General features: G+C 74.8%; 8 protein-coding genes and 1 pseudogene. 4 read left to right on the forward strand and 5 right to left on the reverse strand.

Annotated features, from left to right (window positions below):
- Positions 1–225 precede the first annotated feature (225 nt).
- Positions 226–2,769 carry a DEAD/DEAH box helicase gene (locus tag J5X07_RS07945; RefSeq protein WP_208479334.1) on the forward strand — a complete coding sequence of 848 codons (2,544 nt, stop codon included), beginning with the start codon at positions 226–228 and terminating at the stop codon, positions 2,767–2,769.
- Positions 2,770–2,883: 114 nt separating this feature from the next.
- Positions 2,884–4,497, forward strand: a complete 1,614-nt coding sequence (locus tag J5X07_RS07950; RefSeq protein WP_341769434.1) for a cation:proton antiporter domain-containing protein — start codon at positions 2,884–2,886, stop codon at positions 4,495–4,497.
- 36 nt (positions 4,498–4,533) lie between these two features.
- On the opposite strand, the gene J5X07_RS07955 is transcribed toward J5X07_RS07950, so the two are convergent.
- From J5X07_RS07955 to J5X07_RS07970, 4 genes are read right to left on the reverse strand one after another with little or no spacing between them, the layout of a single operon-like run.
- Positions 4,534–6,279, reverse strand: coding sequence for a GTPase (locus J5X07_RS07955; protein WP_208479336.1), 1,746 nt, complete (start codon positions 6,277–6,279; stop codon positions 4,534–4,536).
- Positions 6,279–8,075, reverse strand: coding sequence for a dynamin family protein (locus J5X07_RS07960; protein ID WP_124934063.1), 1,797 nt, complete (start codon positions 8,073–8,075; stop codon positions 6,279–6,281). Before J5X07_RS07960 ends, J5X07_RS07955 begins: the two co-directional genes overlap by 1 nt.
- Positions 8,072–9,547, reverse strand: coding sequence for a histidine--tRNA ligase (gene hisS, locus J5X07_RS07965; RefSeq protein ID WP_208479337.1), 1,476 nt, complete (start codon positions 9,545–9,547; stop codon positions 8,072–8,074). Before hisS ends, J5X07_RS07960 begins: the two co-directional genes overlap by 4 nt.
- Before the next feature lie 34 nt (positions 9,548–9,581).
- Positions 9,582–10,406 (reverse strand): MBL fold metallo-hydrolase, encoded by an 825-nt coding sequence (locus J5X07_RS07970; RefSeq protein ID WP_208479339.1) that lies wholly within the window; start codon positions 10,404–10,406, stop codon positions 9,582–9,584.
- 168 nt (positions 10,407–10,574) lie between these two features.
- Here J5X07_RS07970 and J5X07_RS13270 point away from each other — a divergent pair, with 168 nt between their 5' ends.
- Together J5X07_RS13270 and J5X07_RS07980 are read left to right on the forward strand one after the other, a co-directional pair.
- The gene (locus J5X07_RS13270) at positions 10,575–11,651 is read left to right on the forward strand and encodes a restriction endonuclease (protein ID WP_208479341.1); all 1,077 of its coding nucleotides are present in this window, start codon (positions 10,575–10,577) and stop codon (positions 11,649–11,651) included.
- 437 nt (positions 11,652–12,088) lie between these two features.
- Entirely contained in the window at positions 12,089–13,807 is a 1,719-nt protein-coding gene (locus tag J5X07_RS07980; RefSeq protein ID WP_208479343.1) for a DUF349 domain-containing protein, read from the forward strand.
- Positions 13,808–13,917: 110 nt separating this feature from the next.
- Here the strand turns inward: J5X07_RS07980 and J5X07_RS07985 are convergent.
- Positions 13,918–14,706 (reverse strand): annotated as a pseudogene (locus J5X07_RS07985) (MerR family transcriptional regulator).
- Positions 14,707–14,897 lie beyond the last annotated feature (191 nt).

The raw sequence follows: 14,897 nt of genomic DNA on the forward strand, positions 1-14,897 counted from the left end.
TCGCCGGAGCGATCCGCGTCTGCTGACCCCGTTCGGGCCTCGCGGCACCACAGGTGCCCGGCGAGCATCCCGTGAGTCTGTGCGTCAAGTCCGTCAGTCACCGTTGTCCAGCACCGGTGCAGGGCGAGTGTGGTGGGCCAGGTGCGGCAAGAGCGGAGGGCACACGCCCTCCCCCACACTCCTTAGAGCAGTCCCCGCTGTCGCGGGGGCAGAGACGGGAAAAACATGAGCACCAGCAACGAGCCCTTGAGCCTTGACGCCCTCTTCGCCGCGGAGACCTCCCACGGCGGGGACGAGGTCGCCCCTCCGCCCACCGCCGAGGCCGGCGCGGTCGCCTCGCCGGATTCGCCCGGCTCGCCCCAGGACTTCGCCACTCCCCCCTCCTCGGAGACCCCCGGCGATCCCGAGGACGTCGAGCATGAGGACGAGGAGGACGACGTCGAGCGCGACCTGCCCGAGGCCGACCCCGAGGGCCCCGAGAGCACGGAGCAGGAGGACGACGGCGCCGAGATGGATGAGGAGGAGGTCGACGGGCACGCCCCCTTCATCGAGGACGAGCCGGCCGGCTCCGAGGCGGAGCCCGGTGCCGGGCCGGGCGCCGGCGCCGAGGGCGGCGGGGAGCCGTCGGCGGATGCCGGCACCACCTTCGCCGACCTCGGCCTGCCCGCGGACCTGCTGCGCGCGGTGACCGACATGGGCTACCTCACGCCCACCGCCATCCAGAAGGAGGCCATCCCGGTGCTCCTGGCCGGCCGGGACGTCGTGGGGGTGGCCCAGACCGGCACCGGCAAGACCGCCGCCTTCGGCCTGCCCCTGCTCGACGCCGTCGACGCCCGCGATCCCGAGGTCCAGGCCCTGGTCCTGGCCCCCACCCGCGAGCTGGCCCTGCAGAGCGCCGAGGCGATCGCCGACATGGCCTCGCGCTCACGCGGCCTGGACGTCGTGGCCGTCTACGGCGGCGCCCCCTACGGCCCCCAGATCGGCGCGCTCAGGAGCGGCGCCCAGGTCGTGGTGGGCACGCCCGGCCGGGTCATCGATCTCATCGACAAGGGCGTCCTGGCCCTGGACCGGGTGCGCTACTTCGTCCTGGACGAGGCCGACGAGATGCTGCGCATGGGCTTCGCCGACGACGTGGAGACCATCGCGCAGTCCCTGCCCTCGGAGCGCCGCACCGCCCTGTTCTCGGCCACCATGCCCCCCGCCATCCAGGCGGTGGCGCGCCAGCACCTCCACGAGCCGGTCCAGGTCGAGGTCTCGCGCCCCTCCTCCACCGTGGCCACGGTCCGCCAGACCTACGCCGTGGTGCCCTTCCGCCACAAGATCGGAGCGGTCTCCCGCGTCCTGGCCGTCACCGACGCCCAGGCCGCCATCGTCTTCGTGCGCACCAAGTCCACGGCGGAGGATGTGGCCATCGAGCTGGCCGGGCGCGGCATCCAGGCCGCCGCCATCTCCGGGGACGTGCCCCAGCGCGAGCGCGAGCGCCTCGTCGAGCGCCTGCGCGCCGGCACCCTGGACGTCCTGGTGGCCACCGATGTGGCCGCGCGGGGCCTGGATGTGGACCGCATCGGCCTGGTGGTCAACTTCGACGTGCCCCGGGAGGCCGAGGCCTACGTCCACCGCATCGGGCGCACCGGCAGGGCCGGGCGCAGTGGCGAGGCCGTCACCTTCCTGACCCCCAAGGAGAAGAGCAAGCTCCGCCAGATCGAGCGCCTCACCGGCACCCGCCTGGAGGAGATCACCCTGCCCTCCCCCGCCGATGTCTCCGAGCACCGCGCCGCCAAGCTGCTCAGCCGCGCCGCCGCCCGCCACGAGCGCGGGCGCCTGGGCATGTACCTGCCCCTGGTGCGGGCCACCGCGGCCGACCTGGGCATCGAGGCCGAGGAGCTCGCGGCCACGCTCCTGGCCCTGGCCGTGGGCGACGAGGGCCCCCAGCGCCGTCAGGACGCCGAGCAGCGCCAGCGCCCCCGCCGCGAGGAGAACCTGGACTCCGAGGGCGCCTTCGTCTCGGCCTCCTTCGAGGGCAGCCGTCAGGACCGGGGCCGCGGCCAGCGCCCCGACGGCAAGCGCGGGGCCTCGCGCGGCGGGCGCCGCGAGCACGAGGGCCCCGGCACCGTCTACCGGGTCGAGGTCGGCCACCGCGACCGCGTCCAGCCCGGGGCGATCGTGGGCGCGCTGGCCAATGAGGGCGGCATCAGCGGCTCGGACATCGGCAAGATCGACATCCTGCAGTCCTTCTCCCTGGTCACCATCCACGCCGATCTGACCCCCGACCAGCTCGACATGATGGGCCGGGCCACCTTCGGCGGCCGTGAGCTGCGCATCCGCCCCGACCAGGGGCCCGGGCACGGCTGGTCCGGCCCCCAGGACCGCGGCGAGCGCCGCGGGGGCCCCCGTCGCGACGGCGATCGCGGCTTCGAGGGCCGTGGTGGCCGTCGCTGGGAGGACCGCGGCGGGCGCTGGGACCGCGGCGAGCGCGGTGAGCGCGGCGGGCGCTGGGAGGACCGGGGCGATCGCGGCGGGCGCTGGGACCGCGGCGAGCGCGCGGAGCGGGGCGAGCGCGGCGGCCGCGGCTTCGACGAGCGGGGCTTCGAGGGCCGTGGCGGGCGCCGCTGGGAGGACCGGCGCGATCGGGGCGGCCGTGGTGGCCACGATGGCCGGGGCGGACGCGACTTCCGCGATGGCTACCGCTCGGGACGCGATGATCGCGGCTCGGGCCGCTTCGGCGGCAACCGCGGTGGCGGCCACCGCGGCAACCGCGACGCCCGCTGAGCCCGGGCCCCGCCGCCGGCGCCGTCCTGGAGGACCGCGCCGGCGGCGGGAATATCCCAGGTGGCGCCGCTGTTGGCACCCTGTGGTATCGCAGGAGACAGCGGAAAGGCACTCGTGATTCTGGACCCCCACATCGCCGGCCTCACTCCCGCCATCTACCTGTGCGCCGTCGTCGTCCTCGGATTCGCCGCCACCCTGCTGCGGCTGCCGCCCCTGGTGGGCTTCCTGGCCGCCGGCTTCCTCCTGGACGCCTCCCACGTGCCCTCCCTGGACTTCGTCCATGTCCTGGGCGAGCTGGGCGTGGCCGTCCTGCTGTTCATGATCGGGCTCAAGGTCGACCTGCGCATCCTGGCGCGCCGCGAGGTCGTGGGCACCGCCCTGGGCGCGATGGTGGCCCTGAGCGCGATGGGCAGCGCGCTCATCGCGGGGCTGCTCCTCCTGGGCCTCAGGGTCGGGCCCATCACCCCCGCTGGCGTCCTCATCCTCGGATTCGCCCTGTCCTTCTCCTCCACGGTCATCGTCGTCAAGCTCCTGGAGGAGCGCGACGACCTCAGCTCGCTCTACGGGCGCATCGCCGTCGGGGTGCTCGTCCTGCAGGACATCGCCGCGGTGCTGTACATGACCGTGGTCTCCGGTGAGATGCCCTCGCCCTGGGCGGTGGTGCTGGTGGGGCTCTGGCCGGCGCGACGAGTGCTGGGCAGGGTCCTGGACCGCATCGACCATCGCGAGATGCGCACCCTGTTCGGCATCTCCATGGCCCTGCTGCCGGGCTACCTGCTCTTCTCCCTGCTGGGGATCGACGGCGACCTGGGCGCCCTGGTGGTCGGAGTGCTGTTCGCCTCCCACCCGGCGGCCAAGGAGCTCTCCAGCGCGCTGTTCACCATCAAGGAGCTGCTCCTCATCGGCTTCTTCCTGTCCATCGGCCTGGGCGGCATCCCCGGCGCGGGGGCCTTCCTCCTGGCGGGGGTGCTCCTGCTGCTCCTGCCCCTGCGCGCGGTCATCTACACCGGCCTGGTGCGCGTGTTCGGGATGCGGCGGCGCACCTCGGTGCTCACGGGCATCTCCCTGACCGCATACTCGGAGTTCGCGCTCATCGTGGTGGCCGTGGCCGCCGAGCACGCCCTGGTGGGCCGGGAGTGGACGGCCGCGATCAGCCTGGCGCTGGCCATGTCCTTCATCGCCTCCTCCGTGGTCAACCGCCACCCGGCCCGCCTGGTCCAGCGGATGACCGACCGGCTCCCCTCCCGCCTGGACTCCCAGCTCCACCCCGAGGAGCAGCCCCTGGACCTCACCGGCGTGCGCACCGTCATCTTCGGCATGGGCAGGGTGGGGCGGGCCACCTACCAGCGCCTCATCGACGACGGCGAGCAGGGCGTCCTGGGCATCGACTCCGACACCACCAAGGTCGAGGAGCTCTCCCGGCGCGGGTGGCGCGTCATCGAGGCCGACGCCACCGACCAGTCCTTCTGGGACAAGCTGGATGCGGTCCACGCCACCAAGGCGGTCCTGGCCATGCCCGAGCCCGGGGCGAACCTCCACGTCCTGGACTGGCTGGAGCGCTCGAAGTTCGATGGGCAGGTCCTGGCCATCTCCCAGTTCGACGACGAGGCCCAGGCCATGCGCGAGCGGGGCGTGGACGCGGTGGTCAACATCTTCGACTCCGTGGGCACGGCCCTGGCCGAGTTCATCGAGTCCCTGCCCCGCGGCGTGCCCACGCAGGAGGCGTGAGGCGGCGGGGCGGGCCCGCCGGCCGGCAGGGCCGCCTCAGACGAGGCGGTCCAGGAGGCCGGCCAGCTCGCTCCAGGCGGCGAGCTCCTGCCCCAGGGGCGCCACCAGCCGCTCCTCGATGACCCCGCCGATCCGCCGGCCCAGGCGCCGCCGGGCCCTCCTGGAGCGCCGGGCCGCCGCCACCCGGGCGATGCCGCCGCAGATGATGGCCACCAGCAGGCCCAGGCCGATCCCCACCACCAGCAGGATAACGGGCCAGGGCACATGCCCCCACCGGGGCGGGTCGGCGGCGATGAGCAGGTAGCGGTCCATGAGGTGGAGGGCCACCAGCCACAGGCCGCCCGCCACGGCGGTGAGGAGGGCCAGCCACTGCAGGGCGTTGGCGGCAGCCCACCACCGGGGGCGGGACTGCTCCAGGTCGGTGGCCATCACGGCCGCGTCCAGCTGCGGGGCCAGGGCCTGGGCACGCGCATCGCTGCGGGCCACGGCCTCGCCCGCCCACCGGGCGGGCAGGCCCGCGCAGGCCCGCTGGGCATAGGCGTGGGCGGCCATGCGCAGGGCCCCGGCCGCCGCGGGAGGCGCCTGGGGAAGGGAGCTGGCCGGCAGGGGCGCGCCCTCGGCGCCGCCGGCGCCGGAGGCCCGCCCCGCCGCCGCCTGCTGACCCGCGCGGCCCAGGTGGAGGACCCCCAGGGGGTCCCGGCGCAGCCGCTCCACCCAGCGCACCGGCGGCCATCCCACGGCGATGCGCGCCCGGTGCCGGTAGGCGCCGCCCACGGCGTCGGCCACAAGATCGGCCCCCGCCGCCCTGGCCGCGGCCTCCTCCAGCTCGGCGGCCTGCGGGAGGGCCGCCGAGGACTCCGGGCGGGCGCCGGCCGCACCACCGGTGCCGTGGTCGCCCGCAGCCGGGCCGAGCGCGGTGCGCAGGCCGCGGGCGGCGGTGCGGATATCCGCGCTCAGGCGCCGGGCCGCGGCCAGGCGGGCCCGGGCGAGGGAGGCGATGGAGCCGGCCAGCTCGGCGATGCCGCTGCCCGTGCGGGCGCTCAGGGCGATGATGGGGACACCGCCCAGGCCCTGCCGCTCCAGGAGCCGGGCGAGGTCCTCCATGACGGCGGTGCGGGCCTGCTCGTCGAGTCGGTCCACCTGGTTGAGCGCGACGATGGTGACCTCGGCGTGGGCCGCCATGGGCGCCAGGAAGTCGTGGTGGACCACGCCGTCGGCGTACTTCTCCGGGTCGAGCACCCACACCAGGAGGTCGACCCTGCCGGCCAGGCGCTGCGCGATGGCGCGGTGCGCGGGCTCATCGGAGTCGATATCCGGCAGGTCGAGCAGGATGGTCCCAGCGCCCAGGGCCGGGGCTCCCGGGGCACCGCCCTGCGCGGGGCCGGGCTGCTGGACCCGCTGGCCGATCTCCAGCCAGTCCAGCAGGGCCGGGACTCCCGGGGCCACCGGCCCGGGACCGATGAGCGCCAGGGGCTGGGAGGTGGTGGGGCGGGTGACGGCCACGCGGGCCAGCTCACTGCCGGCCAGGGCGTTGAAGACACTCGACTTGCCCGATCCGGTGGCCCCCAGCAGGGCCACCACGGTGGCCTGGGGCGCCAGGCGGCGGCGATGGCCGGCCCGCATGATGACCTCGCGGGCCGGGGCCAGGTGGTCCTGTGGCAGGCCCAGGCCCGCCGCCAGCTCCACGGCTCGCTCCAGGGCGCCCAGGCCGTCATCCAGGTCCGCGTCGGCGGCGGCCGCTGCCGATGCCCGATCCGGGTCAGGCGTGCGTGAGATGGGCATCAGGGCTCCTCCCCCGCCCCGCCCCGGCCCAGGGCCTGCGCGGTGGCGTGACGAGCCGCCGCCATGGCCTGGCGCAGGTCCTCGGCCTGCGGCCGGGGACGGCGCAGCATGCCGGTCAGGGCCTGGCTGCGGGCCTGGAGCAGGGCGGCGACACGGGCATTGAGATCATCGCGGGCGCGGCGGGTCATCGTGCGCATGGCCTGGTCCCCGAAGACCGCCTCCAGGAGGCGCTGGGCCAGGACGGCGGTGCCGCCCGCGATGCCGATCTCCCCACCGGTGAGCCCCCCGGTGTGCGCGAAGACCAGGATCATCAGCAGCACGCCCGCGCCGTTGACCCCCAGGGAGAGCAGGCGCGCGGTCAGGCGCTTGTCCGCCGCCTCGGCACGGATGAGGCCCAGGACCTCCTGCTGCCACTGGCGCACCAGTGCGGCGGCCTCATCCTCCAGCGGTCCCTGGTGGGCCAGGGCGCCCAGGGCGGCCTCCAGCTGCTCCCCGGCGGTGCCCGAGCGCCTCCAGGCCCGCTCGGTCTCCAGGGCGGCGCGCTGGGCCTCGGCGGTGATGAGCCCCACCAGGGAGGACTCGATGGCCTCCTCCACCCGGGCCGCCGGAGTGGGCCGGCCCCGCAGGGCGGCGGTGAGCCGGTCGCGCAGGCGGCCCACGTGGGCCTCCAGGGAGCGCAGCAGGTCCCCGGTCCCCACGAACTCCTGCCAGCGGGCCAGCACCTCCCCGCGCAGCATGGAGCCGTCGGCGGTGGCCTCCACCACCCGCGCCAGAGCACCCTCGTGCTCCTCCTGCGCCAGCCGGGACAGGCGCTCGTACTCCGCCTCCTGCATCTCCACCTCGACCACGAGGGACTGGCACTGGGCCAGGGCCGCCGCCAGGGCCCCGGCCAGGGTGCGCCGGGCGATGCGGCGGCGGGCATCGGCGTCGGCCGCCAGAGCCCCCAGCCACTGCTGGAGGGGCGCGATGACGTGGGCGGGCAGCAGGCCCCGCTCATCCATGGCGGTCTCGACGATGGTGAACACCGGGGAGTCGGCCAGACCCGCCTCATCCAGCCGGCGGCGCAGGTCGGCCTCCACCGGCTGCTGGGCCCCGGGGGGCACCCGGTCCAGGACGACGGCGGTGGTCACCCGCCGGGCCGAGGCGGCCCGCAGGTGCTCCCAGGGCACGGCGTCGGCGTAGCGGGAGGCGGTGGTCACGAAGATCCACAGGTCGGCGCTGGCCAGCAGGCCCGCCGCCAGCTCCCGGTTGTCCTCGACCACCGAGTCGATATCCGGGGCGTCGAGCAGCGCCAGGCCGTGGGGCAGCACCGAGCAGGCCCGCAGCTCGAGCTCGCGGGGGGTCTGGGCGGTCGGAGGACTGGCGGGGGCGTCCTCGGGCACGCGCACGCGGGCCAGGGAGCCCAGGACCCGGTCGTCATCGAACCAGGGGGCGTCCTCGGGGGCGTGCAGCAGCAGGGGGCGCCGCGTGGTGGGCCGGATCGCGGAGCTGAGGCTGACATGCCGGCCCACGAGGGAGGAGACCAGCGTGGACTTGCCCGCGCCGGTGGACCCTCCCACCACGGCCAGGAGGGGCGCCTCCAGGCTGACCAGGCGGGGCAGGATGTAGTCCCCCAGCTGGTCGCGCACCAGGCCGCTGCGGGAGACGGCGGCCTGGGCCCCGGGCAGGGCGTAGGGCAGCTCCAGGCCCGCGAGCCGGTCGCGCAGGCCGGTCACGGCGCTCTGCGCAGGGGCGAGTCCCCCGGCCTCCTGCGCCTGCCGCGGACCGGGCCCGGGCTCGTGGGCGGGGCCGATCATCGCGGCCCGTCCGCCGCCGGTGCAGGTTCAGCGGTGGGCGCAGTGCCTGCTGGCGTGCCGGCCGGGACGCCGGCAGGCAGGACCCGGGGGGCGGCATCGTGCTGGGACGGCTGCCAGGTCGAGGCGCTGGCCTCCACCTGCTCCCCGCTGCGGATGTCCTTGACGGAGTCGGGGCCCTCCTGGCCGGGGAACCACACGTAGGGGATGGAGCGCTTGGCGGCGAACCTGATCTGCTTGCCGTACTTGGCCGCCGTGGGGGCGACGTCGGCGCTGATGCCGCGGGAGCGCAGCGCATCGGCCACGGCATCGGAGGCGCCGCGGTGCTCCTCATCGGCAACGGCCACGAGCACGCAGGTGGGCACCGGCCGGCTGACCTCCAGCAGGCCCGCGCTGATGACCCGGGACAGCAGGCGCGACAGCCCGATGGAGATGCCCACGCCGGGGAAGGTGCGCTTGCCATTGGTGGCCAGGGAGTCGTAGCGGCCCCCGGAGCACACCGAGCCCAGGTCCTCGTGGCCGGCCATGAAGGACTCGTAGACGGTGCCGGTGTAGTAGTCCAGCCCGCGGGCGATCCGCAGATCGGCCACCAGGGCGCCGGGGCGGCGCGCAGCGGCCGCGGCCAGCAGGTCGGAGAGCTCCTCCAGGCCCTCGGCGAGCAGGGCGCTGGGCTCGGCGCCGCCCAGGGCGCTGCGCACGGCCCGGGCCACCTCCCGGGCGTCGGTGCCGCTGATCCCGGCCAGGTCCAGGGCGCGCTCGGCCTGCTCGGGGGTGGCGCCCACCGAGGAGACGAGCTCGCGGCGCACGCCCTCGGCCCCGATCCTGTCGAGCTTGTCCACCACCCGCAGCACCTCGATGAGCTGGTCGCGGCCCAGGCCTATGGACTGGTAGAAGCCCTGGGCGACCTTGCGGTTGGACACATGGATGGTCACCTCGGGGATGGGCAGGGCCGCTAGCGCCTCGTGCATGATGAGGGGGATCTCGACGTCGTAGTGCAGGGGCAGGGCGCCGTCGCCCACGATGTCGATGTCGGCCTGGATGAACTCGCGGAAGCGGCCCTCCTGGGGGCGCTCACCGCGCCAGACCTTCTGGATCTGGTAGCGCTTGAAGGGGAAGGTGAGGGTGCCCGCGTTGTCCACGACGTACCTGGCGAAGGGGACGGTCAGGTCGAAGTGCAGTCCCAGCTGCTTGGCGGGGTCCGCCGTCCCCTCCTGCCCGTCCTGCTCGGCGGGGTCGGCCTGCAGGCGGGTCAGGAGGTAGACCTCCTTGGAGGTCTCGCCCTTGCGGGTCAGCTCGCTCAGGGGCTCCACGGCGCGGGTCTCGATGCCGCTGAAGCCGTGCAGCTCGAAGGTGCGGCGCAGGGCGTCCACGAAGGACTGCTCCACCAGGCGCCCCGCGGGGAGCCACTCGGGGAAGCCGGAGAGGGAGGATTGCGCGAGTCGTGCCTGTGCCGGTTCCTGTGCCATGGACGGCATTGTGTCATGTCATGGCGGCGGGCCGGGCCCGGCCTCAGGCCTTGAGGTCGCCCCCGCGGACCTTGGCCTCGGCCAGGTAGGGGTTGGCGTGGTGCTCGTGGGCCATGGTCGTGGCGGCGCCGTGGCCCGGCAGCAGCACCGTCTGCGGGGCCAGGGCGGTGGCCAGGAAGCGCAGGGTCCCCAGCATCTGGACCTGGTCGCCTCCGGGCAGGTCGGTGCGGCCCACCGCCCCCTTGAAGATGACGTCGCCGTCGAGGGCCACGAGGTAGTCGCGGGGCTCATCGAGGGTGGAGGGGTCTGCCTCCATGACCTCGGGGACCTCGGCCTCGTGGAGCAGGGCGCTCTCGGCCAGGGAGGCGTTGAGCAGGAACAGGCTGGAGCCCTCGGAGTGCCCGGGCGCGGCCACGGCCTGCAGGGCGATTCCCGGGACGAGCTCGACGGCCCGGGAGAAGCCCTCGGCGGGGAAGTCCCGGATGTCCCGGGGGGCCCGCCAGGCGGTGCCCGCCAGATCGGCGAAGCCCAGGCCCTGGACGCTGATGCCGGTGGTCGCGCCGGGGTCCTCCAGGCGGTAGCGGTCGGGGGCGGGGATGTGGACGGGGACGTCGACGGCGTCGTCGGCGCGCAGCATGCCCCCGGCGTGGGCGGCCTCGATGAGCTGCTGGCAGTCCCACACGTGGTCGGCATGCCCGTGGGTGAGCAGGATGGCGCCCAGGGTCAGGCGGTGGGAGCGCAGCAGTGCCAGGATGCCGGGCACCGCGCCCGCCCCGGGGTCGACCACGAGGGCCGCGGTGCCCGGGCCGGGCGCGAGCACGTAGCAGTTGGCGGCGAAGACGGGGGCGATCGTGCGCTCGATGATCATGCCGCCCAGACTACGTGCCCGTGGCCTCCGGGCGGAGGCGCCGGCGCTCGACGCAGCGGATGGGGCAGCGGGGTGCTCCGTGACACATCCGTGATGCGGTAGGTCGTGGCGATCGGACAAGGATGAGGCGGTAGATTCTCCTTTCCGAACAAGGCAGGGAGAAGAGGCATGAGCATCTGGGGCATCCGCAACACCACGATTCCGCACGGCGAGCTGCTGGGCGACGGCAGCACGGGCTTCGTCTCCGTGGGCTTCGATCCGACCCCCGACCTGCAGACCTGCGAGGCCTCCCCCGAGGCCTTCGCCGAGGCCGTCGCCCAGGCCTATCCGCGGGCCGGGTCCGCCGTGGTCACCGATCGGGCCGACCAGCTCTACTGCTTCGTGCACGCCATGGCGCCCGGCGACGTCGTCATCGCCCCCGACCCCGCCACCCGCACCCTGAGCTTCGGCCGGGTGGCGGGCCCCTACTACTACGAGTCCGAGGCCCCCGAGCACCGCCACCGGGTGGCGGTGCGATGGCGGCGCACGGGAGTGGCCCGCTCCGTCTTCTCCCGCGACCTGCGCGACGAGATCGACTCGCGCTCCACCTTCTTCCAGGTCACCAGGAGCGCCCCGGAGATCGAGGCCTTCCTGTCCGCCCCCACCCAGGAGGCCTTCGCCGCCCATCGCCGCGAGGCCCAGGGGCCCGGCGCCGACCAGGGAGCGGACTCCTCCTGGGACGCTCAGGAGGCGCGGGAGCCCTTCCCCGACGCCGAGCGCATCGAGCAGCGCACCCTCGATGTCATCGCCGATCGGCTCGTGCACGGCATCAGCCGCTCGGAGTTCACCGCCCTCGTGGCCGACCTGCTCCAGGCCATGGGGTACCACACCCGCCCCTGCTACCGCCCGGGCGAGGCGGCGGTGGACCTCCTGGCCCACCGCGACGCCCTGGGGCTGGAGGGGCCCGCGACCAAGGTCCGCTGCCTGCACACCGACATCCCCGCCGGCCGCCCCGAGGCCCAGGCACTCCTGGGGGCCATGAGCGCGGGCGAGCGCGGGCTCCTGGTGGCCCTGGGCTCCTGGACGGCTCAGGCGGCGGCGCTGGAGGCCGAGAGCCCGGGCCTGCGGCTCCTGGGCGGCGCCGAGGTCACCGGCCTGTTCGCCGCCCACTACGACCGGCTGCCCCCCAGGTGGCACGCCCTGGTGCCGCTGCGCCCGGTCCTGGCCCTGGAGGCCGACGACGCCGAGGCCCAGGGCGCTCAGTAGGGCGTCGCTCGGCGGATTGGGCGTCGCTTCGCGGAATGGACGCACCTTGCAGGTGTCGCCTCTTCCGCGAAGTGACGCCCTTGTCGCGAAGTGTCGCCCGACCTGCCCCAGCCGGTGGCCGCCGGCCCCCTGCGGGCGCGAGCGGGCATGCGGCGGGGCCGCCCCCTGCCGTGGCACATCCTCACGCCCGCGCCGGCTCGGTCATCGGCGTGATTCCAACGAAGCGCCTCAGCCGCGCCCCCTGCCGGGCCCCGAAGATGTGCAACGCCCGGCCGCGGGAGGCGCCTGTGCCGATGAGACCCGGATCGAGGCCTGACTGGCGGGTCGCGAGCACGTAGACTCCGGGGCACTGCCGCCCTCCGGCGGCACGTACACCACCCGGTGATACCGGGCGCGCACGGAAGTGGAGCAGGAGATGCTCCCAACCCCGTCACAACATGAAGGAGCACCCCGTGACCGAGCAGAACCAGCCCAGCAGCGAGCTGAACCCCACTGCCGCGTCCACCGCGCAGGCGCAGGACCCCGCCATCGACGATGCCACCAGCAACAGCGGGACCAGCGCCCCCCTCACCGCCTCCCCGGCCGAGCCCCCGGCTGAGGCGCAGGCGGCCGCCCCGGCCACCGAGGCCGGGCCCCAGGATCCCGAGTCCCCCGAGCCCCCGGCCGACCGCGCCCAGGAGGCCTCAGCACCGACTGCTGCCGATGAGCCCGCCCAGGACGATGCCCCCGGTGCGCCGGGGCCCTCCCAGGGCACGGCCCGGGCCGAGGAGTCCCCGACGGCCGAGCCCGCGCCGGAGCAGGACTCCCCGGAGGGCCCGGGCGCCTCCGCCGCCCCGGGCGAGGCGGGAGCGCCCGCGCCGGCCGCCGCCAGCACCACTGCGACCGCCCCCGAGACCCCCGTCGACCCCCAGGAGGCCATGGACGCCGCCAAGTGGGGCCGCGTGGACGGCGAGGGCAGGGTCTTCGTGCAGGACGGCGGCGCCGAGCGCGAGGTCGGCCAGTTCCCCGATGCCCCCGTGGCCGAGGCCATGGCCTTCTACGTGCGCCGGTACCTGGACCTCAAGGCCACCATCGACCTGTTCGCCACCCGCCTGCCCCACCTGAGCGTGCGCGAGATCGACTCCACCCTGAAGTCCATCGAGGAGTCCCTGGCCCAGCCCGCGGCCGTGGGCGACCTGGAGGGGCTGCGCGCCCGCTTCGCCGCCCTGCGCACAGTGGCCGCCGAGCGTCGCGCCGCCGTGGCCGCCGAGCGTGCCGCCGCCAAGGAGCAGGCGCTCAAGGACCGCACGGCGATCGTGGAGCGGGCCGAGGCCATCGCGGCCCAGGACCCCGCCCGCACCCAGTGGAAGAACTCCGGTGCCGAGCTGCGCGAGCTGCTGGAGACCTGGAAGGAGGCCCAGCGCCGCGGGCCGCGCCTGGACCGCGGCTCCGAGGACGGCCTGTGGAAGCGCTTCTCCCACGCCCGCACCACCTTCGACCGCCACCGCCGCCAGTTCTTCAGCGAGCTGGACGCCAAGCAGTCCAAGGTCAAGGCCGCCAAGGAGGCGCTCATCAAGCGGGCCGAGGAGATCCAGCACTCCACCGACTGGGCCGGGACCTCCGCGAAGTACCGCGACCTCATGGCGGAGTGGAAGAGGGCCGGGCGCGCCTCCCGCAAGGAGGACGACGCCCTGTGGGCCCGATTCCGCGCCGCCCAGCAGGTCTTCTTCGACGCGCGCCGCGCCAAGGATGAGGCCGTCGACGCCGAGTTCGCCGAGAACCTCAAGGTCAAGGAGGCCCTGGTGGCCAAGGCCGAGGCGCTCCTGCCGATCAAGGACGTCAAGGCCGCCAAGAAGGCCCTGCGCCCCATCCAGGACGCCTGGGAGGAGGCCGGCCGTGTGCCCCGCTCGGCCATGCGCCGCATCGAGGGGCGCATGCGCGCCGTCGAGGACGCCATCCGCGAGGCCGAGAACGCCGAGTGGCGCCGCACCGACCCCGAGACCAAGGCCCGGGCCGAGGGGCTGGCGGGCCAGCTGGAGGACGCCATCGCCTCCCTGGAGAAGGACCTGCAGGAGGCTCAGGCCTCAGGCGATGCCAAGAAGGTCGCCGAGGCCGAGGCCGCCCTGACGGCGCGGCGCGCCTGGCTCGACCAGGTTCGCCGCTCGGCCAAGGCCTGACCGGCCCCAGGCACCGGGAAGCCCGTGCCGCTCTCGTGCCCCAGCCCTCGATCTCGTACCTCCGACCCACGAGATCGAGGGCTGGGGCACGAGATCGAGGGGGCCGCGGCTCAGCCCCACCGGGCGGCCGCGGGGTCGACCCCCTGGGCGGCCGCGTTGGCATCGATGACCTCCTTGAGCCAGGAGGCCAGCCCCTCGGCGCGCCGGTCGTAGTGCCTGGCGAAGCGCTCGTCGGCCACATAGCCGCGGGCGATGATCACCTGCTTGGCCACGGTGACATCGAACCAGCGGTTGAGCTCGGCACGGTGGCGCTCGGCCAGCTCATTGGCCTGCGCGCTTCCCGGGGCGGCGCCCTGGATGAAGGCCTCGGCCAGATCGGCCTCCAGGCTCTCGGTGGCCTCATGGGCCTCCATCCAGTCGGCCTTGGACATGAGCGCCTGACGGCGGGCCGACTCGGCCCAGTCCTCGGCGTCCCCCCAGCGCTGCTCGGCCTCCTCGGCGTAGGCCGGATCCCAGTCGGCTCCCCAGATCTCCGCCTGCTCCTGGACGGTCAGCCCGTCCTTGCTGTCCTGGCGCTCCATCATCGTCTCCATCATGGTGTTCACGGCGCGGACCATCCGCGCCAGCCGTGCGATGCGCTCCTCAAGCAGCTCGCGCTGGCGCGCCAGGTGCGCCCAGGCGTCGGCCCGCGGGTCGTCGAGGACCTGCCTGACACGGGCCAGGGGCATCCCGGTGGCCCGGTAGACCAGTGCCTGCTAGGCCCGGGCCACATCGGCCTCCGAGTAGAGGCGGTAGCCCGACAGGCTGCGCCCCGAGGGCCTGACCAGCCCGATGGCGTCCCAGTGGTGCAGGGTGCGAACGCTGATCCCCAGCAGGCCGGCCGCCGCGCCCACGGTCATGCCGGCGCCGCCGTTGCGCGCGATGCCGCTGCGGGCGGTCCCGCGGCGGTGGTCGTCGTCCTCCATGAGCAGAGCATCTCCCACCCCTCCACCCTGGCGCCTGACGCTGCGTGAGGGTCAAGGCGGGCGGCCTCCGGGCAGGTTATCCACAGACCCTCGGCTCGCGCTGCGCCCCCGTGCCGCCGGGCTGC

This window comes from Actinomyces bowdenii (assembly GCF_017592395.1).
GTDB lineage: Bacteria > Actinomycetota > Actinomycetes > Actinomycetales > Actinomycetaceae > Actinomyces > Actinomyces bowdenii.